The organism is Pantoea sp. EKM101V (assembly GCF_011800325.1).
Taxonomy (GTDB): Bacteria; Pseudomonadota; Gammaproteobacteria; order Enterobacterales; family Enterobacteriaceae; genus Pantoea; species Pantoea anthophila.
Genome location: NZ_JAALFP010000006.1, coordinates 48,064 through 73,259 on the forward strand (window position 1 = coordinate 48,064; position 25,196 = coordinate 73,259).

Annotated in this window: 26 protein-coding genes; 17 read left to right on the forward strand and 9 right to left on the reverse strand. The window is 58.1% G+C overall.

The features are described from left to right. Positions 1-183: 183 nt before the first annotated feature. The 9 genes from HFD92_RS11250 to HFD92_RS21790 all read left to right on the forward strand — a co-directional run bounded on the left by HFD92_RS11250 (position 184) and on the right by HFD92_RS21790 (position 6,161). The gene (locus HFD92_RS11250) at positions 184-915 is read left to right on the forward strand and encodes a S24 family peptidase (protein ID WP_009091882.1); all 732 of its coding nucleotides are present in this window, start codon (positions 184-186) and stop codon (positions 913-915) included. Between the two features lie 423 nt (positions 916-1,338). Beyond that, positions 1,339-1,617, forward strand: coding sequence for a hypothetical protein (locus HFD92_RS11255; protein WP_009091881.1), 279 nt, complete (start codon positions 1,339-1,341; stop codon positions 1,615-1,617). Positions 1,618-1,820: 203 nt separating this feature from the next. After that, positions 1,821-2,288, forward strand: coding sequence for a glycoside hydrolase family protein (locus HFD92_RS11260; protein ID WP_009091877.1), 468 nt, complete (start codon positions 1,821-1,823; stop codon positions 2,286-2,288). Then, positions 2,285-2,632, forward strand: coding sequence for a hypothetical protein (locus tag HFD92_RS11265; RefSeq protein WP_009091875.1), 348 nt, complete (start codon positions 2,285-2,287; stop codon positions 2,630-2,632). The genes HFD92_RS11260 and HFD92_RS11265 overlap by 4 nt, the downstream gene beginning before the upstream one ends. After that, complete coding sequence (locus HFD92_RS11270; RefSeq protein ID WP_009091873.1) at positions 2,629-2,922, forward strand: hypothetical protein; 294 nt, start codon at positions 2,629-2,631, stop codon at positions 2,920-2,922. The genes HFD92_RS11265 and HFD92_RS11270 overlap by 4 nt, the downstream gene beginning before the upstream one ends. 204 nt (positions 2,923-3,126) lie before the next feature. Beyond that, on the forward strand, positions 3,127-4,881 hold the full coding sequence (locus HFD92_RS11275; RefSeq protein WP_167428949.1) for a glycosyl hydrolase family 28-related protein: 1,755 nt from the start codon (positions 3,127-3,129) through the stop codon (positions 4,879-4,881). A 154-nt stretch (positions 4,882-5,035) separates the two neighbouring features. Beyond that, a complete protein-coding gene (locus HFD92_RS11280; RefSeq protein ID WP_167428950.1) occupies positions 5,036-5,458 on the forward strand; it encodes an Ivy family c-type lysozyme inhibitor in 423 nt (140 codons plus the stop codon). A gap of 316 nt (positions 5,459-5,774) precedes the next feature. Continuing rightward, on the forward strand, positions 5,775-5,987 hold the full coding sequence (gene cspA / locus HFD92_RS11285; RefSeq protein ID WP_009091867.1) for an RNA chaperone/antiterminator CspA: 213 nt from the start codon (positions 5,775-5,777) through the stop codon (positions 5,985-5,987). Between the two features lie 3 nt (positions 5,988-5,990). Then, a complete protein-coding gene (locus HFD92_RS21790; RefSeq protein ID WP_140028666.1) occupies positions 5,991-6,161 on the forward strand; it encodes a cold-shock protein in 171 nt (56 codons plus the stop codon). A gap of 124 nt (positions 6,162-6,285) precedes the next feature. Here the strand turns inward: HFD92_RS21790 and HFD92_RS11295 are convergent, their stop codons facing one another. The 3 genes from HFD92_RS11295 to HFD92_RS11300 form a co-directional block, all read right to left on the reverse strand. Beyond that, positions 6,286-7,863: a methyl-accepting chemotaxis protein gene (locus tag HFD92_RS11295; protein ID WP_046101315.1), complete on the reverse strand. Its 1,578-nt coding sequence runs from the start codon at positions 7,861-7,863 to the stop codon at positions 6,286-6,288. Positions 7,864-8,162: 299 nt separating this feature from the next. Beyond that, on the reverse strand, positions 8,163-8,297 hold the full coding sequence (locus HFD92_RS21795) for a hypothetical protein (protein ID WP_255348909.1): 135 nt from the start codon (positions 8,295-8,297) through the stop codon (positions 8,163-8,165). Between the two features lie 54 nt (positions 8,298-8,351). Continuing rightward, positions 8,352-9,314, reverse strand: a complete 963-nt coding sequence (locus HFD92_RS11300) for a chemotaxis protein (RefSeq protein WP_167428951.1) — start codon at positions 9,312-9,314, stop codon at positions 8,352-8,354. A gap of 167 nt (positions 9,315-9,481) precedes the next feature. On the opposite strand from HFD92_RS11300, the gene HFD92_RS11305 reads away from it, so the two are divergent. Continuing rightward, complete coding sequence (locus tag HFD92_RS11305; protein ID WP_009091859.1) at positions 9,482-9,874, forward strand: YgiW/YdeI family stress tolerance OB fold protein; 393 nt, start codon at positions 9,482-9,484, stop codon at positions 9,872-9,874. Positions 9,875-9,907: 33 nt separating this feature from the next. On the opposite strand, the gene dbpA is transcribed toward HFD92_RS11305, so the two are convergent. The 3 genes from dbpA to HFD92_RS11325 form a co-directional block, all read right to left on the reverse strand. Next, positions 9,908-11,290, reverse strand: a complete 1,383-nt coding sequence (dbpA, locus tag HFD92_RS11310) for an ATP-dependent RNA helicase DbpA (RefSeq protein ID WP_046101317.1) — start codon at positions 11,288-11,290, stop codon at positions 9,908-9,910. A gap of 1,473 nt (positions 11,291-12,763) precedes the next feature. Beyond that, positions 12,764-14,152: an amidohydrolase gene (locus HFD92_RS11320; RefSeq protein WP_167428952.1), complete on the reverse strand. Its 1,389-nt coding sequence runs from the start codon at positions 14,150-14,152 to the stop codon at positions 12,764-12,766. Between the two features lie 89 nt (positions 14,153-14,241). Continuing rightward, complete coding sequence (locus HFD92_RS11325) at positions 14,242-15,102, reverse strand: LysR family transcriptional regulator (RefSeq protein ID WP_167428953.1); 861 nt, start codon at positions 15,100-15,102, stop codon at positions 14,242-14,244. 87 nt (positions 15,103-15,189) lie between these two features. Between HFD92_RS11325 and HFD92_RS11330 the strand changes: the two genes are divergently transcribed. From HFD92_RS11330 to yniD, 6 genes are all read left to right on the forward strand, one after another. Then, positions 15,190-16,359 carry a cyanate transporter gene (locus tag HFD92_RS11330; RefSeq protein WP_167428954.1) on the forward strand — a complete coding sequence of 390 codons (1,170 nt, stop codon included), beginning with the start codon at positions 15,190-15,192 and terminating at the stop codon, positions 16,357-16,359. A 209-nt stretch (positions 16,360-16,568) separates the two neighbouring features. After that, the gene (lldP, locus tag HFD92_RS11335) at positions 16,569-18,224 is read left to right on the forward strand and encodes an L-lactate permease (protein WP_167428955.1); all 1,656 of its coding nucleotides are present in this window, start codon (positions 16,569-16,571) and stop codon (positions 18,222-18,224) included. After that, positions 18,221-18,994, forward strand: a complete 774-nt coding sequence (gene lldR, locus HFD92_RS11340; RefSeq protein ID WP_009091846.1) for a transcriptional regulator LldR — start codon at positions 18,221-18,223, stop codon at positions 18,992-18,994. The genes lldP and lldR overlap by 4 nt, the downstream gene beginning before the upstream one ends. After that, positions 18,994-20,181 carry an FMN-dependent L-lactate dehydrogenase LldD gene (lldD, locus tag HFD92_RS11345; protein WP_009091844.1) on the forward strand — a complete coding sequence of 396 codons (1,188 nt, stop codon included), beginning with the start codon at positions 18,994-18,996 and terminating at the stop codon, positions 20,179-20,181. The genes lldR and lldD overlap by 1 nt, the downstream gene beginning before the upstream one ends. A gap of 58 nt (positions 20,182-20,239) precedes the next feature. Beyond that, the gene (locus tag HFD92_RS11350; protein ID WP_046101325.1) at positions 20,240-20,668 is read left to right on the forward strand and encodes an OsmC family protein; all 429 of its coding nucleotides are present in this window, start codon (positions 20,240-20,242) and stop codon (positions 20,666-20,668) included. A gap of 125 nt (positions 20,669-20,793) precedes the next feature. After that, complete coding sequence (gene yniD, locus HFD92_RS21800; protein ID WP_370525227.1) at positions 20,794-20,898, forward strand: small membrane protein YniD; 105 nt, start codon at positions 20,794-20,796, stop codon at positions 20,896-20,898. 116 nt (positions 20,899-21,014) lie between these two features. Here yniD and HFD92_RS11355 read toward each other — a convergent pair whose 3' ends face one another. The 3 genes from HFD92_RS11355 to HFD92_RS11365 form a co-directional block, all read right to left on the reverse strand. Further along, a complete protein-coding gene (locus HFD92_RS11355; protein ID WP_046102016.1) occupies positions 21,015-21,245 on the reverse strand; it encodes a hypothetical protein in 231 nt (76 codons plus the stop codon). Between the two features lie 99 nt (positions 21,246-21,344). Then, positions 21,345-21,515 carry a hypothetical protein gene (locus tag HFD92_RS11360; protein WP_009091837.1) on the reverse strand — a complete coding sequence of 57 codons (171 nt, stop codon included), beginning with the start codon at positions 21,513-21,515 and terminating at the stop codon, positions 21,345-21,347. Positions 21,516-21,675: 160 nt separating this feature from the next. After that, a complete protein-coding gene (locus HFD92_RS11365) occupies positions 21,676-22,326 on the reverse strand; it encodes a CPBP family intramembrane glutamic endopeptidase (RefSeq protein WP_009091835.1) in 651 nt (216 codons plus the stop codon). Between the two features lie 208 nt (positions 22,327-22,534). On the opposite strand from HFD92_RS11365, the gene HFD92_RS11370 reads away from it, so the two are divergent. Next, the gene (locus HFD92_RS11370; RefSeq protein WP_009091833.1) at positions 22,535-25,138 is read left to right on the forward strand and encodes an EAL domain-containing protein; all 2,604 of its coding nucleotides are present in this window, start codon (positions 22,535-22,537) and stop codon (positions 25,136-25,138) included. Positions 25,139-25,196 lie beyond the last annotated feature (58 nt).

The following is a 25,196-nucleotide window of genomic DNA, read 5'->3' on the forward strand; positions in this document are numbered from 1 at the left end:
GAAACACAAGGCGCTATGCGGCCTGAGGCAATATTTTTTGTCCCGTCGCAGGCTGAAGCGGATAATGATAATCAGGAACGCTTGATAAAGCGGTTAGGTAGTAAACGAGCGGTAATATAAAATGAACTGGTAGCAATAATGAAAATAACATCCAGTATCTCTTCTATGGCTGATTATTAACTAATGGTTAAAAAAGAAAGTACAAAACAAGCTTTCACCGCCAGGCTGATAGCGGCCTGTGAGAGTGCCGGCATTGCCGGACATGGACGGAACAAACAGGTTGCCAGCGCCCTGCAGAAGCAGGGCTGTAAAATTTCAACGCCGGGAGTGTGGAAGTGGTTTAACGCACAGTCAGTGCCTGATGATGGCAACTTACTGGCGCTCAGCGAGCTGCTGGGCGTCCGGGTGGAGTGGCTGCAGTATGGGATGGATCAACCCGCAGAGCCGGTGACGCTGAACACGTTTGCCGCCCGGAAAAATGTGTTCCGGGTGGACAGTCTGGACATTGGTCAGCGCAGCGCGGCGGGCCTGCCCGCGCGGGACGAGTTTGTCGAAACCATCCAGGCGATCGAATATGGTCCGGATGAGGCGCGGGTGCTGTTCAACGGTCGCCCGGCGGAAAACATCCGGTTAATCGCGATTAACAGCGACTCGATGGCGGACACCTTTGCGCCGCGCGATCAGCTGTTTGTCGATATCAGCGTGCGGATGTTTGATGGCGACGGCATCTACATCTTTACCCTTGACGAGCAGCTCTACCTCAAGCGTCTGCAACTTCAGCATAAGAAAATTGCTGTGATTTCAGACAATAAACGTTATGAGACCTGGTATCTCAATCATGATGACGTCACCAGCCTGAAGGTTCTGGCAAAAGTGATCATGAGCCAGGCGCGACAGTATCAAATCCTCGGCTGAGCCCGCCTTTATGACGTTTCTCTGGCGGGCCGCAAAAAAATAATCGGCATAAATTCATAAATTTAACCAGCGGTAAATAAAAAATTAACCAACAGTGTTTGATAATGCATAAGAACCTGTTAATAATTTGGATATGGATGAACAACGCCGTTCTTTCAGGGATGAGCCGCTCTTAAACAATTGAGGCGCTGCACAAGCGCGAATCATACCACCCAAAAGTCAGTGAACTTTGGGATGGGGTGGATGCGCAAAATGCAGCGTCGTCAGATGCCGTTTATTTCCCCTTCGCTTACTTTCCACCTGGCTGCTCACGCAGCCGGGGGGCGAGCGTGCGATCGTGAATCGCGACATTCGGGCCCGTTCGGTTCGCCGAAAGCTCGCGCCTGCCACCCCATCGCCAAAGACTCATTCACAGGAGGAGTTATGGCGATAATTCACTATGGCAAAAGCGTTTTTATGGGCAACGCACGTACTCGTCGCCATCGGCGGCGCCAACCTCTCAGCAGCCTGAAACAGAGTATCGACCAGGCCCTGAACTCTCCAGCTGAAACACCTGCCCTGCGGCGCGCAGAACAAATCTGCCAGCGTCAGGTTATCCCGCGCGTGGATCGCGCGATTACTGCACCCCGCATCATCAGCAAAGAGACCCCCGCTTTCGACAACTGCTGTCTGCCTCACGTCCATCTCTACGCCGTGAGCTGAAGCGCAAAAAAACACACCTTTTCGTTCCGGATAACGCTTTGCGTTCTCCAGCTTTCGCTGGGCGTAATCTGCTGAATTACTGTTCAGTTTTGCTGCAGGGTGAGCAGGGCATTCTGCTGCGCCGGACAGGGTAATGATCAGTGGGCGTTATGTATTTCTGTTCACAGGGCTGAATGGGTTTAACCCGTCATTGAGGAGTCGTTATGAGCCAGATAATCGCAGTACTGAACTTTGAAGAAGGGTATGTCGACGCGCCTTACCTCGACACGCTGGGGTTCCCCACGGTGGCCGGTGGCATCCGCATCGGACCCAAGGGCGCCTCGCTGAACAACTATGCGTTCCGGGTGCCACGGCGCGTCGGGGATGTCTGGAAGCAGTGCATTCTCGAAAACAAAATTCAGGAGATGCAGAGCCGGGAACTGCTGCGTAACGCGCTGGCAAAGTGCAATGACGCCCGCACCGATGTGTTGCTGAGCATGGCGTATCAGCTGGGCGTCGACGGGGTCATGCAGTTTAAAAACATGCTCAGCGCCATTGTGGCTGAGAAGTTTGATGAGGCGGCGGACGCGATGATGAACAGCCTGTGGGCCCGTCAGACACCGGGCCGGGCCAGACGTCACGCCGAGATGATGCGCAGCGGAACCTATGCGGTTTACAGGGGGTTGCTATGAGATGGCTCATGTTTCTGGTCGCCGTGCTGACGGCGATCATCATCCTGCTGCTGTTGCAGCGTTTCACCACCCTCCAGTTTGTCTCGCACGCCCGCCTGCTCTTCAGAACCTGGTCAGTCTGGCTGGCGTCGCTGGGATCGATGCTCAGTGCCTGGGCGCAATCCTTTCCTTCTGCCGCCGTTGATGCCTGGAGCGTACTGCCGGAGGACGTCAAAACGATTCTGCCGCACAACTATCTGGGGCTGGTCGGCGCCTTCATGGTGGCGATGGGCGTCATCGCCCAGTTTGTTCGTCAGAAAAACCTGCTGATTGAGAAGCAGAAGGCCGGAGGAACGCAGCCATGACGCTGATTACGACATTACTGGGAGGCGGCTGGCACTGGCTTGCCGCGCTGGCCGCCGTGATTGCGGCCCTGGGGGCCACTTATTTTGGTGGCAGGAAAGTGGGCAAAGTGCAGCAAAAAGCGCGGAACGACGTCGATAACGCGCAACAGGAGGCGGCCCGCGTGACTGCGGTGGCGCAACAGCAACAACATAACCGCGAGGAGGCTAACCGTGTGGCGACTGATAACCACAGCCTTGATGACGCTGCTGCTCGCGACAAGCTGCAGCAGTCGAAATACCACAAACCCTGAGCCGGTGGCGATCACCGACTCTGCCTGTGTTCTTTTTTCCCCTCTTTATACCTACGGCGATGACGCGCAAAAAATGGACGTTCGTACGGTGCGCGCCATCAACACCCACAACGACATGTGGGACACCCTTTGCGGCCATCCGGCTGCGGCGAAGTAGTGCGCTGATGGTCAGCGCGATATCCCAATAATCCTGAGGAGGATTCTATGATCGAAGTTAACTCTTTTGCTGAACTGCGTACCACAGTCCCATCAAAATCAGGTGAAGTGGCGAGCCTGAAACGCTATTACGACAAAGATTCCAGCTTCCGTGGCGGCGCTGATTTTGTCGGCTTCCTCAGCACCACCCCGCTGAAGGATGATGGGGGTACGGTGGCGGTGGGGAACGGTTTCTACTGGAAGCGCACCATCAACGATCCCACTGAAGTGAATATCCTGCACTTCGGCGCGAAAGGAGATGGTGTCACCGATGATACCGACGCCTTTATGCGGATGCTGGCATGGACACAGAGCTATAACACCTACGTGAAATCGCTGCCGGTGCGTTTTCCGGGTGGCCGCTTCCTGATTTCACCCATCGATCTCAGCGCGACGGAGACGGCGTTTTTTGGTATCCAGGGTGATGACAGCGATCTCGGATCGTCACCGCGTACCACCATCATTTCCGACAAAAGCGCCAATACGGTGTTTAAGGTTAATGCGCGCCGGATCGTCATCAAAGGCATCTGCTGGCATGGACAGGCTAATGCCGGAACCGTCGACACCACTGCCAAAGTCACCGTCACGCCAGAGCAGTGCAGCAACGTTCAGCCGTTCTTTGAAAACACGATTGTGGGCGGCCAGATCGTTAATATCTACTGCTTCAAGGCGCAAAGCACCGGCGGGACCGTCTTTAAGCTGCAGGATACGCTCGACAGTAAGTTTGATCAGGTCTACAGCTCAAGCACCTTCTCACGTGTGTTTGATGTTGGCTGGTCAAATACACCGAAGGGGAACTGGGACCACTCAACTGCGATTGAGTTGTGCAACGCCAACTTCCAGTCGGGCTATGGCGACGCCACGCTCTATATGCCGCGCGTGACCCAGGGGATCATGCGCAACGTCTGGATTGAGCACACCACCAACCCGGGGGATCTGTCGGACGGCGGCTGGACCATCGATACGCTCAACATTGAAGATTGTGGCACGCCGCTCAATCTCAACAATGCCCGCGTCCTGATGCGTCATATCAACCTGCAGGCCGGGGCGAAAATCACCAATGACGTGGCCGGCAATAAGTGGCTGTCGACCTTTGAATATGGCTATCGTCGGGATGAAAACTACGGCTCCTTCCTGACCGGTTCGCTGCGTGCTGGCTATTACAGCGGCTATAAAGTGGTGAACAACACCGACACCGATAACTGGTATCGGCTGGGTCAGCTCTATTTCCCGGCGCCTAACCAGCAGTGGGTGATGGAGTTAATCGGGAAAGCGGACGCCACCACGCCATCCGGCACCGCCGGTTCGCCGGTTAACGTCGTCGGTACGGGTAAGACGCTGATCAACCTGCAGCGTCTGGAGACGGTCTGGGCCGATGCGTACCACATGGGACAGCCGTCGGTGCTGGACATCCGCTATGGCCGGGTAGGGACCACCTATGCCGTTATCTGGGTCAAGCTGAAAGCCAACAGCGGCGAGACGATGTTCAACCTGAAGACCACCGGGCCGACCCGTTTCGATACCGGCTCCTGCTCGCTGTTCCAGTCCGACATGTCCGTGGTGACAGACGTCACCAAAGTCGGCTCCCTGAAACCCGCGGCACGCTTCGGCATGCACAACGGACTGGCGGGCATCGGGGCCAACGAAAAAGGCGTGGTTACACTCGCTACCGCAGCGGGAACACCCGCCAACAAGACCGCGCCAACGGGGTTTGTGCTGATCAATATCAACGGCGTTGACCGCAAGGTCCCTTACTACGATTGATGATCGGCATGTTTTGGGCGAGGCTCCGGCCTCGCCCTTTTTTGATCGGCCGTCAGAAACCGTAACGGCTCCCCGGCGATACTGACAGCGCGCGGTAAAACCGATAAGGTCATGGTCAGCGCAGATAAAACCCAGATATGAGGAGAAAAAGAGGATGAAAAGAGGCGTTATCGCGGCGGTGCTGGCTGCCGTTCCGCTGTTCGCGAGTGCCGCGGCCCCAACCTATCTGTATGATTTTATCCAGAACAAACAGACCGGCCAGGCGTATCACAAGCTCATCGCGGGGCACGCTTTTCCGGCATGGGTTAAGCAGGGCGGCACCAGTACCCCGGCCACGGTGGTCACCATTAAGGGGGTGAAGTATCAGGCGCTGTCGGGATGTAAGCCACACAACTGTCCGGCGCAGACGATTGCCATCCTCTACTCGCCGGAGAAGGGCGATATTCATGGCGTCTACTCCGATTATGATGAGAAAAGCCGGCGTCAGACGCTGACCTGGCTGAACCTCGATCCCATTGATGAGGGTGGTATGCGCAATAGCCTGCTGAGCGAGCTGAATGGCGACCTGGCACCCTGAGTCACGCTGGCAGACAGAGCAGAAGAGTGGCATGCGGGACGCATCGCTGAGACGTTTCCCCGCATGCCGGCCCGCTGAAACGGGCGGCCGCACAATTTGAGATTAATTTCAATTGCGGCTTGCGCCACCTGGTTAAGTGTGGCTTAATGAATCGTCGGTTTGATTAACAGACACTATCAAAGTAAGTAACCAAAGCAGTTCTCATCTCTAAGTCTGTCGCGAGACATCCCTTCTTTTTGAGTCTTCTCTTACATTCTGATTAAAATCTGTTCTCAGGCCATTATGCCGGAAGGCTCGATATATTAAGGATTTAAGCATGTCTAACAAAATTCGCGGTACCGTTAAATGGTTTAACGCAGAGAAAGGCTTCGGTTTCATCTCTCCTCAGGACGGCAGCAAAGATGTATTCGTACACTTCTCTGCAATCCAGGGCACCGATTTCCGTTCATTAGACGAAGGTCAGCAAGTTGAATTCACAGTAGAAAATGGCGCCAAAGGCCCAGCTGCTGCGAACGTTGTTGGTCTCTAAGGACTGAAAATTACTTTTAAATGTCCACACTGTCATGGCTCACAGTTTCGTACATCACATTTTGATGTCACAAGAGCCAACCCGCATGGAGCGAAATGCATTTTCTGCAAATCTGTTGTTGTTCAGGTGAACACGGCAAGGATTGCGATTCAGAGCCAGCCTCGCGCACTCTGACAGGCTAGTGAGCCATATAGCGTTGTTGCATTTACAGTAATAAAAGGCTGCCTCTGGCAGCCTTTTTTGTCTCTGCTATTGCCCGACCCGGAAACAGGCCTGCCGCAGCAGGCCGCTTCGGGCGTTAACGCAGTACCGGCTGCAGGGAGAGTTTACCGGTGTTAAACACGCTCATGGCCTGTGCCATCCGCTCTGCCTGATCCTGCAGCGCCTGTGACGCGGCTGAGGCTTCCTGTACCAGCGCGGCGTTCTGCTGGGTCACCGCTTCCATCTGGGTAATCGCCTGGTTGATTTCACTGATGCCGCTGCTCTGTTCGCTGCTGGCGATAGTGATTTCGCTCATGATGTTCGCCACGCTCTGCACGCTGTTCACCACCTCCCCGATGGTAGAGCCCGCATGCGTGACCAGCTTGCTGCCCTCATCGACTTTCGCGACAGAGTCCTCAATCAGCACTTTGATCTCTTTTGCCGCTGACGCTGAACGCTGCGCCAGATTGCGCACTTCCGTCGCAACCACCGCAAAACCGCGACCCTGTTCGCCCGCACGTGCCGCTTCAACCGCCGCGTTCAGAGAGAGAATGTTCGTCTGGAAAGCGATGGAGTCGATAACGCTGATGATATCGACAATTTTCCGTGAGGAGAGGGCGATCGCTTCCATTTTCTCAATCACCTGCTCCATCACCACGCCGCCTTCACGCGCCACGCTGGAGGTTGCCGACACCAGATGATTGGCTTCACGCGCATTATCGGCGTTGTGCTTCACCGTCGAAGTCATCTGCTCCATGGCCGATGCGGTCTCCTCCAGCGAGCTGGCCTGCTGTTCGGTACGGGTAGAGAGATCGAGGTTGCCGCTGGAGATCTGATTCGAGGCCACCGCGATCGTGTCGGAGCCGGTGCGCACTTCGGTCACAATAGAGAGCAGGTTGTCGTTCATCCGCTGCAGCGCCTGCATCAGAATGCCGGTCTCATCACGCGAGGTGACCTGCATCTGCGAACTCAGATCGCCTGCGGCAACACGTTCAGCCACGTCAACCGCCGCCACCAGCGGACGCACGATAGAGCGGGTCAGGAAGTAGCCCAGCACAATGGAAGCCAGAATCGCCAGGGCGGAGAAAATTAGCGTGACCGTAATAGCCGACTGGCCATTATCCATAATGCCCTGACCCTCACTGCGCAGCTGCGCGTCCTGGGAGTTGGCAAAATTGATGGCGTCCTGCAGGAATTTATTCTGTGTGGCGGTCATGGATTGCAGCACATAGGTGCTGGCAGCATCAAAATTACCCGCCTGTACCAGTGCCATCAGCTCGGCTTTCACCTTTTCGAAGGCCAGCGATGACGCGAGAAGACCGGCGATCTTTTTCTTACCCACCGGCGTGACCTGAATGGCCTCGATCTTTTTCATGGCGTTGTTTGTGCGTTGTGTCGCCTCTTCCAGCTGACCAAAGCGTTTCGCATTCTTTTCCGGGTGCAGCGTGTCGATCACCATGCCGCGCAGATATTTAATCTGATCGTTAACGCCGTCGCGCACATCAAAGGCCAGCCGGACCTTTACATAACGATCGTCAACGATCGAGGCGATCGCCGTATTAATACTGTTAATCCTCGTTATCGAGGTTACGCCGATGACGATTAGTAGCGTGACAATAATACCAAAGGCTGCAGCGAGCCGTATTCCCACCTTCATATTACTGATAATGAACATAATCTCTTCCCGTCTTAATATTAATCAATGAGTTATCAACAATCAGGTGCCTTGCCGTTGTGCGCAGTGCCTTGCTGATGCCTGAGGCCAGGACCGCAGACAAAAAGGGGGTCTCGCGCATACAGTTATCGGAGTGCGCAGGTGTACCTTTAATATTTTTTAAGTAATAACGTTGCGTGAATAAATAATCGGGTCTAAGCATCAGAAAAAATGAACAATGATTGAGCGGCGAAATTAAGACAAAAAAAAAGGCTGTCAGCAGAAACGCTGACAGCCCGGTTTAAGCAATGGTTTAAACGTCAGAAAATCAAAAAGTAGAGGCCAGCCCAGAATGCGAGGCTCAGGGTAACGGCGGTAATCCATGCCAGCTGGCGTAAACGGCCACGCAGCAGCTTCTGGCGAGCAGGGGTAACGGGTAAGGTTTCAATGTGCATAGTCGGTTCCTTGTCAGGTGAGCCGTAAACGCGGGCGAATGTGCCCGCATTCGCTTAGCGGGCCGCGTCGAGAACGTTGAAAATCACGTCTGACAGTTCGTTCAGCTCAAACTTCGCCACGTAGCCATCGGCACCGACTTTGCGCACGTGATCTTCGTTGGCGCTGCCGGAGAGGGAGGAGTGAATCACCACCGGCAGATATTTCAGAATCGGGTCACGCTTGATGTTGCGGGTCAGCGTAAAGCCATCCATTTCCGGCATCTCCAGATCGGTCAGCACCAGAGCAATTTTGTCATGGATCGACTTGCCTGCTGCCTGCGCTTCCTGGCTCATCTGCTTAATTTTTTCCCAGGCTTCCAGGCCAGTGTTATACATCAGCGCCGGGATGCCCATACTCTTCAGGCCCTGTTCCAGCAGCTGACGCGCCACTTTGGAATCCTCTGCCACAATCGCAACGGCGCCGGGGCGATAGTTGAACGTGCGTGGTCGCGCCGCTTCAGGCTCAACGCCGCGCACCGACGGAATGATGTCATACAGGATTTGCTCAACGTCCAGTACCATCGCCAGCTCATTGCTCTGCTTGTCACTGTCCAGACAGGCGATACTGGTGATGTTGCGACCGCCGATACCCGCTTCCGCGGTGTGAACCTGACTCCAGTCGAGACGCACGATGTTCTCAACGGACTCAACGGCAAACGCCTGAGTGTTGCGGGCATACTCGGTCACCAGCAGCAGGTTAAGGCCGGTTTCCGGCACACAACCGGCCACGGCAGGCAGGTCGATGACCGGAATGAACTGACCCCGAATACTCGCCATCCCCAGCAGCGGTGACCGCATGCCAGCGGCTTTGGTGATGGCCGGCATCGGCACAATTTCACGCAGCTTGAAGACGTTAATGCCAAACAGCTCGGACTTGCCTTTCAGCTGATCGGAACCTAAGCGAAAAAGCAGCAGCTCAAACTTGTTCGATAACGCGAGGTTCGCTCTTTCATCAATCTCTTTTTGAAAATTATCCATGGTTGCCTCTGCGTTAACGCAGCTGGTGAAATAGGGTGTGTAAAGGTTATCGGCAGCAAACGGAAAAAGGTGAGAAGAGAAGGGTGAAATAAAACGATCGCCAATTAATGTGCCAGGCTTAACCCTGAAGGTTCAACATGGACACCTTTCCAATAAAGGAGTGTGAAATGAAAAAAGTGATTTTAGCGTCATTGCTGGTGATGGTGAGCGCGGGCGTTGCAGCGGAAGAGGGTGGATACAAAGCGGGCGAAACGCCACCGCCACAGCACAAGCAGGATGCGGGCTATAAAGGCTCTGAAGATACCGGTCAGACGCATATCGATCAGATCCGCGACTTCCGTCAGGGCGGTTACGTGACGCTGGAAGGCTACATCGTGAAGAAAGAGCAGGGTGAACGTTATCAGTTCCGCGACAACACCGGGACGTTACCGATTATCGCGCCGAAGAAAACCTTTGATGGTAAGACCTACACTGCGGAAGACAAAGTGCGGGTCAGCGGCAAGGTGCAGGGTAAAGGGGATAAGACTACGCTGCACGTGACCCAAATCGAAGAGCCGTAATAAAAACGGGCGAGGTTATCCTCGCCCGTTTTTTCAATCCTTCAGCAGAATCGCCCGGCAGGTTTTGCCTTTGATTTTGCCCTGCTTGAGTTTCACCAGCGCGCCTTTCGCCTGACTGGCTTCAATGGCCACATAGGCATGGGTTGGCGTCAGCACAATCTTCCCAATCTGCTCCGCGCGATACCCCGCCTCACCGGTCAGTGCCCCCAGAATGTCGCCCGGACGAATCTTGGCTTTACGACCGCCATCAATGCAGAGCGTCATCATGGCCGCAGGCAGCGGTTTGCTGCTGCCTTTTTTCAGCGTGCTGGCCGCGATCCACGGCAGTTTCTGCTGCAGGAAATCTTCCAGCGCATGGGCGCGAGCCATCTCATCGGGTGCCACCAGGCTGACCGCAACGCCATGCTCACCGGCGCGTGCCGTGCGCCCGATGCGATGCAGGTGGACTTCAGGGTCCCAGGCGAGCTGATAGTTGACGACCATCGCCAGTGATTTGATGTCGAGTCCGCGTGCGGCGACGTCGGTGGCGACCAGGACGCGGCCGCTGCCGTTAGCGAAGCGGATCAGGACGCGTTCGCGGTCGCGCTGTTCGAGATCGCCATGCAGCGGCAGGGCGCTGATGTCGCGTGCGTTGAGCGCCGCGGCAACATCGTCGCATTCACGTTTGGTGTTACAGAAGACCACACAGGAAGCAGGCTGATGATCGCTGAGCAGGGCAATCAGTAAGCCCAGTTTTTCATTGTGGCTCGCTTCAAAGAACTGCTGGTCAATAGCGGGCAGTTCGCTGACATCTTCCGTCACCACGCTGAGCGCGTCGCGCTGGAAGCGGGTGCTGATAGCCGTGATGCCGTCAGGCCAGGTCGCGGAGAAGAGCAGGGTCTGGCGTGACGCGGGGGTGGCTTCAATGATCGTTTCCATATCATTCAGGAAGCCCATCTCCAGCATCCGATCTGCCTCATCGAGCACCAGCGTGTTGAGCTGGTCGAGCTTGAGGTTTTCACGATGGATGTGATCGAGGATACGGCCTGGCGTGCCGACCACGATATGCGGCGGATGCACCAGGGAGTCGCGCTGTGCGCTCATCGGCTGTCCGCCACACAGGGTGAGGACTTTGATGTTACGGGTAAAGCGTGCCAGCTGGCGCAGCACGTTGCCTACCTGATCCGCCAGTTCACGGGTCGGACAGAGGATCAGGGCCTGCGTCTGAAAGCGGGTGCTGTCGATATGGTGCAGTAAGCCGATACCAAACGCAGCCGTTTTACCGCTGCCGGTTTTTGCCTGCGCGCGCACGTCGCGTCCCTGCAGAATGGCGGGCAGCGTGGCGGCCTGGACCGGCGTCATGCTGGTGTAGCCCATCTCGCGCAGGTTATCGAGCTGGCTGTCGGGAAGCGAATTGAGGGTAGAAAAAGCGGTCACGGGCGCGGCCTCTGAGGCTGAAAGTGTAGGGCATGATTGCGGGGCAAGTCTGGCAGAAAGCATGCCAGACGGCAACGGGAACCTCGATGGTTAGCAGGGTGAATCTATCCCTGCCGTATCGCTTAGGAATAGACTGAAGTTTGCCTGAAAATGGTGGTTTTTTTTAATTAATTGGCCGGTGCCGAAGGCGACTAATCAAAAAAGGGTATTTCATGAGGCCAGTCATAGGTTTATAAGCTGCCGTTTTTAAAAATTTATTTCATTGTTAATCGGATAAATCCTTTGTCACGACTCCAGTAATAGAATTAATCATTAAAAAATATCACTCCTGGTGCCGATAAAAATCCTGAGCTAATTGCTTTATATTTAGCGCGCCATATTCCTGGTACAACGACCGGTAGAGGGTATTTGCATTGAGTAATAGCATCCAGGGACCACATGAAAATGTGCTTAAAATAGTAGGCCGCGCCGTACTGACACTTCACGTTCATGGAGAGAGCTTATCTGCGGATAAGATCGCTTCGATGATCGGGTGTTATGCGGAAGATGAGCCCTGTGATCAGGAAGATCGTCGCTTATACGCGCTGGCAATGGAATTAATGTCGAATCAACAATGGGCCAAAAGCGCGTAACACGCACTCCGCTCAGGTAAATGCAGAGCCTCCCCTGTGGAGGCTCTGTCGTTTCTGGGAGGCGTATGTCCGGCAGTCGTTTCCCGTTTCAAAACTATCGCTACTGGTAAACCGTGGGCACCGGAAATCTATCAGCGATAAATAAGCTTAAAGCGCAGGGAAGCCAGTCAGAAGAGGAAAGCGTCCCGCGCCAGGGACGGCGCGGGCCGAGCGGCCAGGGATTGGCTTAAGCGCCTTTCCGATCTGACTGGCTTCCCTGAGCAGGCTCGATCCATTTCACGATACCACTCAGCTTCCACTCAGAGCAGGCTTCAGGGAGCATACGCCCTCCGCAAAGACGCAAAACCGCCTTCCCTGGCAGGCTCAGCGCGGGCCATCCCTGGCCCGCTATGCTTTGCTACAGGCGTATGCTCCCTTCGCTTTACGTCCGGCAGTCGCTTCCCGTTTCAGGAAGGTCGCTGCTGATAAACCGTGGGCACAAGAAATCTATCAGCGATAAATAAGCTTAAAGCGCAGGGAAGCCAGTCAGAAGAGGAAAACGTCCCGCGCCAGGGATTGGCTTAAGCGCCTTTCCGATCTGACTGGCTTCCCTGAGCAGGCTCGATCCATTTCACGATACCACTCAGCTTCCACTCAGAGCAGGCTTCAGGGAGCATACGCCCTCCGCAAAGACGCAAAACTGCCATCCCTGGCAGGCTCAGCGCGGGCCATCCCTGGCCCGCTATGCTTTGCTACAGGCGTATGCTCCCTTCGCTTTAAGTCCGGCAGTGGCTTCCCTGAGCAGGCTCGCTCTCTCCGCTGTGACTAAGCAGGCTAAACGCCCACCATCCGCCCTGCGATTTCAGGCCGATGACAGCGCAAACACGGGTTTACCGCGCGAGAAGGTCGCGACTACCGGTGAAATACGTGCCACGGCTTCGGCGGAGCAGCTGGCGGCTACCAGCATCATGCTCGCATCATCGCCCGGTTGCGGCCACTGTCTCTCACCCTGAGCCGAAAGCGGGAGCCGATCGTCTGTGGCAATCCCCAGCGCCCGCGACAGCGAAAACTCATCCGATCCGCGATAGAGCTGGGCATAGAGATTCGCTTTTTCCAGCATGCTGCCGGTGCCAAAGGGTGACCAGTGATCGATAACGCTGTCGGTGCCGGTCATGACTTTTACGCCCGCCGCCTGCAGCTGCGAAATCGGCATAGTCAGTTTGCCGAGGGGAAGCGTTGAGGCGACGCTGAACTGCTGCTCTGCCAGCCCTTCAATCATTTTGTTCAGGGCGCTCCCCTCCAGCGTCGCCAGCGCAAAACCGTGGCTCAGCGTCACATTGCCTTTCAGCGCCGGGTTCCTGGCGACGGTATCGATCATGTACTGGATCGCGGCTACGCCAGCCGGGGAGGTTTCATGCAGATGGATGTCAACGCCGCGCTGATAATCGAGTGCAATCCGGAACATCGCATCCAGTGACTTCTCCATCGCGCCATCCACGCTGGTGGGGTCCAGCCCGCCCACCTTTGCGACGCCGTGCTGCATCGCCTCACGCATCAGGCCATCGACCTGCGAGTGCAGCAGGCCGTGCTGTGGAAACGCCACGATCTCGCAGTGAAAGGCGGGGTGCCGCGCCAGCGCCGCCTGCAGATGTTCCAGACTCTGCAGGCCACTGACCGGATCGATATTGCAGTGGCTTCGGGCGCGGGTGGTGCCTTTGGCGTTCAGCAGGGCGATTAACGCTTCGGCGCGCGCCTGTGAGTGCGGCAGCAGTTGCGGAATCAGCACCTGCTCGCGGGCTATCATATCCATGATGGTTTTGCCCTGACGGGGACGGGGCGCCTGCCACGGGCCGCCGTAAAAGGTCTTATCAAGATGGATGTGCATATCCCGGGTGGCGGGCAGCAGCAGTGCATCCTGCGCATCCCATGACGGCAGAGTCGTGTCGCCCTGACCGGCGGGCGTCAGCCGTTCGATACTGCCGTCGCGCACGCTGATATCGTAACGGCCGGTGCGGGTGGCGACGATCTCATCCTCCTCACGGATAAATCCCTCCTCCAGCCGCACATTGCGCAGCAGATAGTGATCCTGCTGAGGCAGCAGGGCGGGGGTGTCAGGGTGGGAGACGGAGGGGGCGGAGATCGTCGCGGCACTGGCCGGGCCGAGACCCGCAGCGAGCAGGCCGCCTGCGGCGGTCCAGCGGACACCGTGTCCGAGAAAGTCACGGCGGCTCGATGAAGAGGAAACGGGCATAAAAACTCCAGTCAGGGGAACAGACCGTTAATCTGACAAAGGCGGGCTTACCCTGCTGCGCTATTTCTCACTGGTGACTATTCGATATTTCACTGCCAGCGCAGCTGACCGAACGCCGCCAGTGATTCCGCCAGCGCGCGCTGCAACGGATCCTGTGGATGACGGCAGAACAGCGCCAGTTCAAAAGTATCAATCACCGGCAGCCCCTGCTCACGGCCCAGCACCCGATGTCCGGGCAGGCGACAGCTGGCGGGCAGCAACGTCAGCCCCAGCCCCTGCGCACTGGCGGCGGCCAGCGCCACCAGACTGGCGCTGCTGTAAGTGATGCGCCAGCTTCGGCCCAGCGCATCGAGCGTCTGACACACCTCATCGCGATAAAGCCCCTGCTGGGGAAACAGCACCAGCGGCACCGGCGTCTGTTCGAAGCAGGGCCACTCTGCGCTGTCGAGCCACAGCAGCGGTTCCGGCCGCGATGCCAGCGGACGATCGCCATAGGGCTGCTTAATCAGCATGATATCCAGCTCTTCACGCTGCCAGGCGCGCCTCAGCTCCACCTGCATGCCGCTCATCACATCCAGCCGCAGCTGAGGGTGAGCGCGACTGAAGTGCGCCAGCAGACCGGCGGTGGGGGCGGCAAAATCTTCCGGCACTCCCAGCCGCAGCACGCCGTCGCGCCACTGATCGCTCAGGACATCGTGGGCTTCCCCGTTCAGCGCAATAATCCGGCGGGCATATCCCAAAAGTTTCTCGCCCTCTTCGGTGATCTGCACCTGATGCGAGGAGCGAACCAGCAGCGCCTTTCCTACCATCTCCTCAAGGCGCCGCACCTGCTGGCTGACGGTGGATTGCGACAGGTGCACCCGGTCGGCCGCCCGGGTGAAGCTGGTGGTTTCGCACACGGCCACAAAACTGAGCAACTGCTGCGGAGTAAACATCGGCTGACGATTCATTTTCTCACTACCTGGCAGAGTAATATTTCATTTCCCAATAGTATCGGCTGCTGTCAGGCTGACAACTTTTAAACGTATGGATTGCCGATGAAGAGAGATAACGTTCTGCTGCTGGCGGCACTGGTACTGGCCGGGCTGAATATGCGGCCGCTGATGACCTCCGTCAGCCCGCTGCTCGGCCAGTTACGCCAGAGCATTGGCCTGCCACCGCTGGCGGCGTCGCTGCTGCCAGCGCTGCCGATGATGATGATGGGCGCGATTGCCCTCGTCAGTGCGCCACTGATGCAGCGCTTTTCCGTGCGCAAACTGCTGCTGGGCGGGCTGCTGCTGTTGCTGCTGGCCCTGGCGAGCCGGCTGTTTGTGACAGAGGGGCGAGGACTGGTGCTGACGACCCTGCCGGGCGGTGCGGGCATCGGCATCGTGCAGATGGCGATGCCGGGAGTGATCCGTCAGCGCTTTGGCCAGCGCAGTGCCGGGGTCACCGGTCTGTGGGCCGCGGCGCTGATGGGCGGCGGCGGCATCGGTGCGGCAATCTCGCCGTGGCTGACCGGGCAGCTTGGCTGGCAGGGCGCGCTGAGCAGCTGGGCGCTGCCGGTGGTGCTGGCTATGCTGCTCTGGCTGTTTATCGCCAGCAGACCGGTCGCCCGCCAGGAGAGGGCAGCGCTGCCTTCCCTCTGGCGTAAACCGCGCGCCTGGACCCTGGCGCTGAGTTTCGGCCTGGTGAACGGCGGTTACGCCATCTGTGTCGCCTGGCTGCCCGACTTCTATCACCAGCTCGGCTGGCCTGCGCAGGCGGGCGGCTCACTGCTCGGCATGATGATCGGCTGTCAGGTGACCGGGGCGCTGCTGCTGCCTCTGATGGCGCGGGGGCGCGATCGCCGTCCGCTGCTGCTGCTGACGCTGGCGATGCAGCTCAGCGGCATGCTTGGCTTCCTGTTTGCCCCGCAGCTGGCTCCCTGGCTCTGGGCGGGGATCGCGGGCGCAGGACTGGGCGGGGCGTTTCCGCTGGCGCTGGTTCTGGCCCTGGATCATCTGGCGCAGCCGCAGGCGGGTGCACGGCTGGTCGCCTTTATGCAGGGCGTCGGCTTTATAATCGCGGGTAGTATGCCGTTTATCGCCGGGCAGTTGCACACGCTTACCGGCCACTTCACCAGCGTGTGGGTTCTGCAGGCGGCGGTTACGCTGCTGCTGATTGCGCTGAATCTGCGTTTCCATCCGCGCAGTTATCCGCACGCCTTTCCCGAAGAAAATGCCTGATTTTGGTCAGACCAATCGGCGCAATATTTTTCCCTGGTTCACACAACCAGAAAAATCGCGCAACTTTTGTTGCCACAGGTTAACAATGCATTAACTATCTCCAGCCATAAGGCCCGCGAAAGCCGGATGTGGTCTGACCAATCCGGCGGGCTGAAGGAATGCAGCACAGCGACTGTCTTCCACCTCATCTTTCCTCTGGAGATAACGGCATGCAGATCTGGCAACAAAACTACGATCCGCTGGGCAACATCTGGCTTTCGAGCCTGGTCGCACTGATACCGATTCTGTTTTTCTTCTTTGCACTGATTAAACTTAAGATGAAGGGCTATCTGGCGGCCACCCTGACTGTGGTGCTGGCGCTGCTGGTGGCGCTGTTCCTCTATCAGATGCCGGTGGCACAGGCGCTGGCCGCCGTGGTGTATGGTTTTCTCTACGGCCTGTGGCCGATAGCCTGGATCATTGTCGCCGCCGTTTTCGTCTACAAAATTTCGGTTAAAACCGGCCAGTTCGATATTATCCGCGCCTCTATCCTGTCGATTACGCCCGATCAGCGCCTGCAGATGCTGATTGTCGGCTTCTCGTTCGGCGCCTTTCTGGAAGGGGCGGCGGGCTTTGGTGCACCCGTCGCGATTACCGCCGCGCTGCTGGTGGGGCTGGGCTTCAACCCGCTCTATGCCGCCGGACTCTGCCTGATCGTGAATACCGCGCCGGTCGCCTTTGGCGCGATGGGAATTCCGATTATCGTGGCGGGGCAGGTCACCGGGCTGGATAGCTTCGCCATCGGCCAGATGGCCGGACGTCAATTGCCGCTGCTGACCCTGATTGTGCTGTTCTGGATTATGGCGATTATGGATGGCTGGCGTGGGGTAAAAGAGACCTGGCCGGCAGTCATGGTGGCGGGCGGTTCCTTTGCTGTCGCCCAGTTTCTCAGCTCCAACTTTCTGGGCCCGGAGCTGCCTGACATTATCTCGTCGCTCGCCTCGCTGATATCCCTGACGCTGTTTCTGCGGGTCTGGAAGCCGGTGCGCATCTTCCGCTTTGCTGATGCCGGGGCGAAGCAGGATGACGCCCTGACGCCGCCGCAGAGGTACCGGCTGGGCCAGATCGTTCGCGCCTGGATGCCGTTCCTGTTTCTCACCGCCACCGTAACGCTCTGGAGTATTCCGCCGTTTAAGGCGCTGTTCACCCAGGGCGGCGCGCTCTATGAGTGGGTGCTGAACATACCGGTTCCGCTGCTGAATGGGCTGGTGGCGCGGGTGCCGCCGGTGGTCAGCAGCGCCACCCCTTATCCGGCTCTCTATAAGCTCGATCTGATCTCCGCCACCGGCACCGCGATTCTGATCGCGGCGATTGCGGCGATGATCTTCCTGCGCATGAAGCCCAGGGCCGGATTGCAGACCTTCGCGGCCACGCTGAAGGAGCTGGCGCTGCCCATCTACTCTATCGGGATGGTGCTTGCCTTTGCCTTTATCTCCAACTACTCCGGCCTCTCCGCCACGCTGGCGCTGGCCCTCGCGCACACCGGTCACGCGTTTACCTTCTTCTCGCCGTTTCTGGGCTGGCTGGGCGTCTTCCTGACCGGATCGGACACCTCATCCAATGCGCTCTTCGCCGCCCTGCAGGCCACCACCGCGCAGCAGATTGGCGTCTCCGATGTCCTGCTGGTAGCGGCCAACACCACCGGCGGCGTGACCGGCAAGATGATCTCACCGCAGTCGATCGCCATCGCCTGTGCGGCGGTCGGGCTGGTGGGCAGAGAGTCTGACCTGTTCCGCTTTACCGTGAAACACAGCCTGATTTTCACCTGTATGGTCGGTCTCATTACCACGCTTCAGGCCTACGTTTTCCCCTGGATGATCCCATGACAAACCCGGCAGACCCGCTGGTGACGCGCCTGCGGGCGTACATCACCGACCATCAACTTGAGCCAGGCATGCGCCTGCCCGCCGAGCGACAGCTGTCGGCTGAACTCGGCGTTTCACGCTCCTCGCTGCGTGAGGCGATTCAGCAGCTGATCAGCAGCGGGATGCTGATCAGCCGGCGCGGCGGCGGAACCTGGCTCCGGCAGCAGCTGGCCCCCTGGTCGGAACAGCGCATCGTGGAGCCGATTCGCCAGCTGCTGCATGACGATCCCGACTACCGCTATGACATTCTGGAGGCGCGTCACGCCATTGAGGCCAGCACCGCCTGGCATGCGGCACTGCGCGCCACCGACGCCGACAGAGAGCGGCTGCAATACGCCTTTGATGCCACGCTGAAGCTGAAGGAGAGTGACGATCCCGATCTCGCCGCCCAGGCCGATGTGCGCTTCCATCTGGCGATTGCCGAGGCGTCGCACAACCTGGTGCTGCTGCAGACCATGCGGGGCTTTTTTGAACTGCTGCAATCCTCGGTCATGCAGAGCCGTCAGCGGATGTATACCCAGCCTGCGATTTTTGCCCGCCTCACGGAACAGCATCAGGCGCTGCTCGACGCCATTCTCGCGGGCGACGCCGACGCCGCCCGGCAGGCAGCGATGCAGCACCTGGGGTTTGTTCACACCACCATGAAAAGCCTGCATGAAGATGAAGCGCGTCAGGCGCGCATCACCCGCTTACCGGATAACGACACACGCAACCCTAAGGAATCTGACTGATGATTATCTCAGCTGCCAGTGACTATCGCGCCGCCGCGCAACGTATCCTGCCGCCGTTCCTGTTCCACTATCTTGACGGCGGGGCCTATGCCGAACATACCCTGCGTCGCAATGTGGAGGATTTGTCGGACGTGGCGCTGCGCCAGCGTATTCTGAAGAACATGTCAGAACTGAGCCTGGAAACGACCCTGTTTAAGGAAACCCTGTCGATGCCGGTTGCGCTGGCGCCGGTAGGACTGTGTGGCATGTATGCCCGTCGGGGAGAGGTGCAGGCGGCGCGTGCGGCCGCCCTGAAAGGGATTCCGTTTACTCTCTCCACGGTTTCGGTCTGCCCGATTGAAGAGGTGGCACCGGCGATTAACCGCCCGATGTGGTTCCAGCTCTATGTGTTGCGCGACCGCGGCTTTATGCGCAACGCCCTGGAGCGCGCCAAAGCCGCGGGCTGCTCGACTCTGGTCTTTACCGTCGATATGCCGACGCCGGGTGCCCGCTATCGCGATGCGCACTCCGGCATGAGCGGTAAACACGCCGCGCTGCGGCGCTACTGGCAGGCGGTCACGCATCCGCAGTGGGCGCTGGATGTCGGCCTGCAGGGACGTCCACACGATCTGGGCAATATCTCTGCCTATCTCGGCAAGCCGACCGGACTGGAAGATTACATCGGCTGGCTGGCGAACAACTTCGATCCCTCTATCTCCTGGCGCGATCTGGAGTGGATCCGTGAGTTCTGGGACGGGCCCATGGTGATCAAAGGGATTCTGGACCCGGAAGATGCGCGCGATGCGGTGCGCTTCGGGGCCGACGGGATTGTGGTGTCTAACCACGGCGGCCGTCAGCTGGATGGTGTGCTGTCGTCTGCGCGGGCGTTACCGGCGATTGCCGATGCCGTCAAAGGGGATCTTGCCATTCTGGCAGACAGCGGTATCCGCAACGGGCTGGATGTGGTGCGCATGATTGCGCTGGGCGCAGACAGCGTGCTGCTGGGACGCGCCTTTATCTATGCGCTGGCGACCCACGGTCAGCGCGGCGTGGAAAACCTGCTGAACCTGATTGAGAAGGAGATGCGCGTTGCCATGACCCTGACCGGCGCGAAGTCCATCGCGGATATCACGCGCGATTCGCTGGTGCAGGCCGGGGCGCTGCTGGAACCGCAGAGCGCTTCACCCCGTCCGCGCGCGGTGAGTTAAGCCTGCGAAAATGAATGCATTGTCTATACTTAGCTTCTTTACCCACAGGAGGAATGAGATGACCATTCATAAGAAAGGTTCGGCGCATTGGGAAGGCGATATCAAAGGCAAAGGCACCGTCAGCACCGAGAGCGGCGTGCTGAGCCAGCAGCCCTATGGCTTTAACACCCGTTTTGAAGGCGGCAAAGGCACCAACCCGGAAGAGCTGATTGGTGCAGCGCACGCGGCCTGTTTCTCCATGGCCCTGTCGCTGATGCTGGGCAATGCGGGTCACAAGCCGGAAAGCATTGATACCACGGCCGATGTGTCGCTGGACAAAAAAGGCGACGGCTTTGCCATCACCAAAGTGGCGCTGACCAGCACCGTCTCTCTGCCAGGCATTGATAAGTCAGCGTTTGATGAAATCATCAACAACGCTAAGGCGGGCTGCCCGGTTTCTCAGTTACTGAATGCGGAAATCACACTGGATTACACGCTGAATAACTGATGCCGGTAACGGGTCGCCCTCTGGCGACCCTGGCGCGACGCTATGCACAACCGGTCCTGCTGTTGACCGAAACAGATGCGCCTTCAGGCGCATCTTTGCTTTCTGACAGAGAGGAAACCGCGATGATGAGAGTCCGGGCGGCCAGAAAACAGTGGAAGATGGTGCTGGTGCTGTTATGCATCTGTAGTGCACTGCTGCTGATACGCCGGGCTGCGATGATTTGGGCCTGAACCGATGAAGGGAACAGGTCGCCACACGCTGGGCATCTTACTGATGGTGATTATCGTGCTGGAGGCGATTTACTTCCTGCTGACAGCCTCATAGCTGCCGTGGCGGTAGATTTCGCTCAGACAAAGGCATCTTCGCGCCGTCTGACGCGCACGTCGCTGCGCGCAATGCGATGAGCCTTACGCGGATCGCCCACCACAAACTCAAAGGTAGGCGTGTAGTAAAACGGCAGCCAGCCGCCATAACTGCTCTCCCACTCCCAGCGGACAGGGCAGGGCCACAGAATGCCATCATACAAAAGATAGTAAACCCAGCGTCCGGCAGGACGACGGGGACGTGATGTTTTCATGGGATTCACAACGATAATGGTGAACAACAGCTTATATTTTGTACGCTAAATCGCCAGCTTGCAATGTTGCCGCGCGGCTTTATTGCGACTGGTCCTGAATCAGCGATGAACTTCACCGCAAAGCAGGACCACGTTCGGTCTGACTTTGTGAATACGGTGCGCCATCGTTTCACAGTCGGCTTTGGTCGGATAGATACGCTCCGAGACGGGTAACGCCTCACAGGCATCATATCCACACGCGCTCACTAACAACACAAATCCTATCAACATCGCTCTTCTCCTTTACACGGTCTGCTGGTCCGGACTGTGACGTTTTTTTTCCCTTTTTATCCACCAGTATAGACAAACGTGCCGGGGCAGCATTGTCAGTGTGAGCGGTGGCCCGCGACACGGCCGGAAAACGGTGCGTCAGCGATGAGGCGATGAGGCGTCAGCCCGCGAAATACCAGGCGGGCAGCAGCGCAATCAGGTTGTTCAGGGTGTGCAGAAAGATAGGCAGGGCAAGACTGTTACTCCGCAGCCGGGCGTAGCAGAGCAGCAGCGAAAAGAGTGTCAGGGCGATCAGGGTCTGCCAGTGAACATACTGCGTGTGCATCACCGCGAACAGCAGCGAGGTCAGCAGCATACAGGCGAAGCGGCTGCGCGGCGCCCACAGCAGAAAGCCCTGCAACAGGAATCCGCGGAACAGCACCTCTTCAAACACCGGGGCTAGCAGCACGGCGGTGAGCAGCAGAATCAGCAGCGAATTGCGTCCCTGCTGGGCCTGCATCACCAGCCAGCCTTCCGGCTGCATAAACTGCATCTGGGCCGCCATCAGGACAAACAGCGCGCCGGTAAAGAGCAGGGTCTGCAGCATGCCGAGTTCACCCAGCGGCAAATCGGCGCGGCGCTGGCAGTAGAAGCGATACAGCGGGTAGATGACCGCAAATTCAAACAGGCAGAGCACCGGCACCAGCAGTCCGTCATTGCGCAGCACGCTGTAGTTGGGAAACAGCGTGATCAGCATGGTAACCAGGTAATAAACCACAAAGCTGCCGACGTAGAACAGCGTCAGGGTCACTCTGTCGGAATTGGTGTTCATAGGCGACTCTGCCAGCGAAGGTTAGCGCATAGTAGCAATGCGCCTGATCGCTGTCGAGTCAGCCCTTGAGACAATATTGCATGCTTATTTTTGCCGCAGACTAAACACCGGAGCAGGCGGGCCGATAACTGAGGAAACTATCTGGTCAGCCCCCCGTATTACGGGGCTGGCCCGTGACTAAAACCTGGTTGTGTAGTGAGCACTTTCAATGAATTTTAACCCCCCGGCACCGCCCTCACCGCCATTCAGACAGGCTGCTGAAGACCGCACTGTGCGCTTTACGCGCCGCAGTCTGCGTACGCTTTCGCTGCTGCTGTTTGGCGTGCTGCTGCTCTCAATGGTGATGGTGCTGACCATTGCCCAGCGGCAGAACAGCACATCGGCTGAGCACGATCTGCTGCTGGTGCAGCAGGCATGGAAGAGTCGTCAGGAGGCGATGGCCACTGATATCCGGGATTATGCCTTCTGGGGCGAAGCGTGGCGTAATCTTCACGTCAGCGTGAACAAAGCCTGGGCGTATGACGAAGAGAACTTTGGTCCGGGTCTTTATGAAGAGTATCACTATGAAGGCGTGTTCGTGGTGGATGGCAAAGGTCACACCACCTACACGGTGATTGATGGTCAGCTGACGGACACGCCGCTGGAGGCGTGGCTGGGTCAGCAGACGCCCGGCCTGATTGCGGCCGCGCGCCAGCTGAACAACAGGGCCATGACGCAGGATGCAGAGATCAATCATCTGCCCGCCATCGTGGTGGCCGCCCCGATCAGCAGCGGAAGAGTGGATAACACGCCGTCAAAGGCGGGGCCGCCATCCGTGATGGTGTTTGTGAATCTGTTTACCCCCGCCAAGCTTCAGGCGCTGGGTGCCTCGCTGGATGTGCGCGAGCTGCGTCTGCCCGACAGTGAAGAGGATGCGCTGCGCGAGCCGCGCATGGTGCAGCCGTTGCCGCACGGCGAACCGATTGTCCTGCGCTGGACACCGAAGATGCCGGGAATGGGCCTGATCCTGTTTCTGTTGCCCCTGCTGACGCTGATGGCGATCATCATTGGTCTGATCACCCGCCGCGTCAGCCGCCATGCGCTTTCGAATGCGATTCTCTCAGACCGGCGCTTCGCCATGCTGGCGATTAGCCAGCAGGAGCTGGCCAGCAGCGAAGCGCGGTTTCGCGATCTCGCTGAGGCGGCGTCAGACTGGATCTGGGAGACGGATGAGAAGGGCCGCCTGATCTACCTGTCCGCGCGCTTTGAAAATGTCACCGGCCACGACATGTCACACTGGCTGGGGCGACACATCGATCAGCTGCTGACCCATCCCAGCCATTCGCTGGTCGCCTGGCTGCTGCGCCAGGAGGAGGAGGGGCAGCAGATGCCGTTGCGCTGCCAGTTTATGTCGGCGCAGGGCAACCGCCGTATCGGTCAGCTGGTGGCGAAAACGATCTGGCATGACACGCGCCGTATCGGATTCCGCGGCACGGTTTCAGACATCACGCAGAGTATGGAAGCGGAGGCGCGTATCCAGTTCCTGTCGCGTCATGACGTCTTAACCGGCCTGTCGAACCGCGTGCAGCTGCAGGAGTTTCTGACACAGCATCTTGAGCAGCCGGAAGGGATCGTGCCGTTGACGCTGATTACGCTCGACCTCGATCAGTTCAGGCCGATCAACGAAACCTGGGGCCATGCGACGGGCGATGAGGTGCTGAGCCAGATCGCGCAGCGTCTGAAGCGCGCCACGGGGCCTCAGGAGCTGGTGGCACGACTGGGCGGGGATGAGTTTGTGCTGGTCCTGCGTGAAACGAACCGCGAGCGGGTCGATCAGCGCTGTGCTCAGCTGGTGCATGAGGTTCAGCAGCCGATCAGCACCGGCCAGCATGTCCACTATCTGACGGTCAGCATGGGCATTGCCTGCGTCCCGCAGGATGCCAGTCACCCGGAAACGCTGCTGCGTATGGCCGATATCGCGCTCACCGAAGCGCGTGAAGCAGGGCGCAATCAGTGGGTCTGGTATGCCAGCGAGATGGCCAGCCAGCGCGAGGATAAGCGTGAAATGGCACGCCGCATTGAGAAAGCGCTGAGGAACAATGAATTTCGCCTGCACTATCAGCCCCGCTATCAGCTGCTGAGCGGCCAGCTGGCGGGAGCCGAGGCGTTGCTTCGCTGGCAGGTTGCGCCGGATCAGTGGATGACACCCGATCACTTTATTCCGCTGGCGGAAGAGAGCGGACTGATTGCCACCATCAGTGACTGGGTGCTGATGCGCGCCTGTGAAGATGCGCTGGGGTGGGGAGGCGACCGCTACGTCTCGGTGAATATCTCGCCGATGGAGTTTCGCACCAGCGACCTGGTGCAGCGGGTGGCGGATGCGCTGGCCCGAAGCGGCCTGCCGGCAACGCGCCTGGAGCTGGAGATCACAGAGAATGTCACCTTTGAACATCCGCAGCGTGCGCTGGAGATGATGCAGGGCTTACGGGCGCTGGGGGTCAGGTTAACCGTGGATGATTTCGGCACCGGTTATGCCGCGCTGGGTTACCTGAAAACCTACCCCTTTAACGGCCTCAAGATCGATCGCTCATGGATGAAAGATTTTCCGGAGTCGGAGCAGGCACAGTCAGTGGTAGCGGGCATTATTGCGCTGGCACGCGCGTTTGCGCTGACCATTACGGCAGAGGGGATTGAGACAGAAGCGCAGCTGAACCAGTTAAAACAGCTCTCGTGCGAAGAGGGGCAAGGCTACTTCCTCGGTCGTCCGATGCCGCTGGCTGCGTTCAGTACGCTTCTGGAAAGAACGGCGCAGAATCAGGCTGGGTCCGCTTAACGGACTTTGACCGCCACGGCGGTCATCAGCATGGCGCAGACAACAAAAATAATCAGTT

Excerpts from the sequence above, each read along its gene's own strand:
- HFD92_RS11350 (WP_046101325.1), top strand. The coding sequence starts at position 20,240 with ATGACCATTCATAAGAAAGGTTCGGCGCATTGGGAAGGCGATATCAAA.
- yniD (WP_370525227.1), top strand. The coding sequence starts at position 20,794 with ATGAGAGTCCGGGCGGCCAGAAAACAGTGGAAGATGGTGCTGGTGCTG.
- HFD92_RS11255 (WP_009091881.1), top strand. The coding sequence starts at position 1,339 with ATGGCGATAATTCACTATGGCAAAAGCGTTTTTATGGGCAACGCACGT.
- lldD (WP_009091844.1), top strand. The coding sequence starts at position 18,994 with ATGATTATCTCAGCTGCCAGTGACTATCGCGCCGCCGCGCAACGTATC.
- HFD92_RS11360 (WP_009091837.1), bottom strand. The coding sequence starts at position 21,515 with ATGTTGATAGGATTTGTGTTGTTAGTGAGCGCGTGTGGATATGATGCC.
- HFD92_RS11305 (WP_009091859.1), top strand. The coding sequence starts at position 9,482 with ATGAAAAAAGTGATTTTAGCGTCATTGCTGGTGATGGTGAGCGCGGGC.
- HFD92_RS11300 (WP_167428951.1), bottom strand. The coding sequence starts at position 9,314 with ATGGATAATTTTCAAAAAGAGATTGATGAAAGAGCGAACCTCGCGTTA.
- HFD92_RS11265 (WP_009091875.1), top strand. The coding sequence starts at position 2,285 with ATGAGATGGCTCATGTTTCTGGTCGCCGTGCTGACGGCGATCATCATC.
- HFD92_RS11370 (WP_009091833.1), top strand. The coding sequence starts at position 22,535 with ATGAATTTTAACCCCCCGGCACCGCCCTCACCGCCATTCAGACAGGCT.
- HFD92_RS11295 (WP_046101315.1), bottom strand. The coding sequence starts at position 7,863 with ATGTTCATTATCAGTAATATGAAGGTGGGAATACGGCTCGCTGCAGCC.
- HFD92_RS11330 (WP_167428954.1), top strand. The coding sequence starts at position 15,190 with ATGAAGAGAGATAACGTTCTGCTGCTGGCGGCACTGGTACTGGCCGGG.
- cspA (WP_009091867.1), top strand. The coding sequence starts at position 5,775 with ATGTCTAACAAAATTCGCGGTACCGTTAAATGGTTTAACGCAGAGAAA.
- HFD92_RS11270 (WP_009091873.1), top strand. The coding sequence starts at position 2,629 with ATGACGCTGATTACGACATTACTGGGAGGCGGCTGGCACTGGCTTGCC.
- HFD92_RS11280 (WP_167428950.1), top strand. The coding sequence starts at position 5,036 with ATGAAAAGAGGCGTTATCGCGGCGGTGCTGGCTGCCGTTCCGCTGTTC.
- HFD92_RS11275 (WP_167428949.1), top strand. The coding sequence starts at position 3,127 with ATGATCGAAGTTAACTCTTTTGCTGAACTGCGTACCACAGTCCCATCA.
- HFD92_RS11355 (WP_046102016.1), bottom strand. The coding sequence starts at position 21,245 with ATGAAAACATCACGTCCCCGTCGTCCTGCCGGACGCTGGGTTTACTAT.
- HFD92_RS21795 (WP_255348909.1), bottom strand. The coding sequence starts at position 8,297 with ATGCACATTGAAACCTTACCCGTTACCCCTGCTCGCCAGAAGCTGCTG.
- HFD92_RS11250 (WP_009091882.1), top strand. The coding sequence starts at position 184 with ATGGTTAAAAAAGAAAGTACAAAACAAGCTTTCACCGCCAGGCTGATA.
- lldR (WP_009091846.1), top strand. The coding sequence starts at position 18,221 with ATGACAAACCCGGCAGACCCGCTGGTGACGCGCCTGCGGGCGTACATC.
- lldP (WP_167428955.1), top strand. The coding sequence starts at position 16,569 with ATGCAGATCTGGCAACAAAACTACGATCCGCTGGGCAACATCTGGCTT.
- HFD92_RS11260 (WP_009091877.1), top strand. The coding sequence starts at position 1,821 with ATGAGCCAGATAATCGCAGTACTGAACTTTGAAGAAGGGTATGTCGAC.
- HFD92_RS11325 (WP_167428953.1), bottom strand. The coding sequence starts at position 15,102 with ATGAATCGTCAGCCGATGTTTACTCCGCAGCAGTTGCTCAGTTTTGTG.
- HFD92_RS11320 (WP_167428952.1), bottom strand. The coding sequence starts at position 14,152 with ATGCCCGTTTCCTCTTCATCGAGCCGCCGTGACTTTCTCGGACACGGT.
- HFD92_RS11365 (WP_009091835.1), bottom strand. The coding sequence starts at position 22,326 with ATGAACACCAATTCCGACAGAGTGACCCTGACGCTGTTCTACGTCGGC.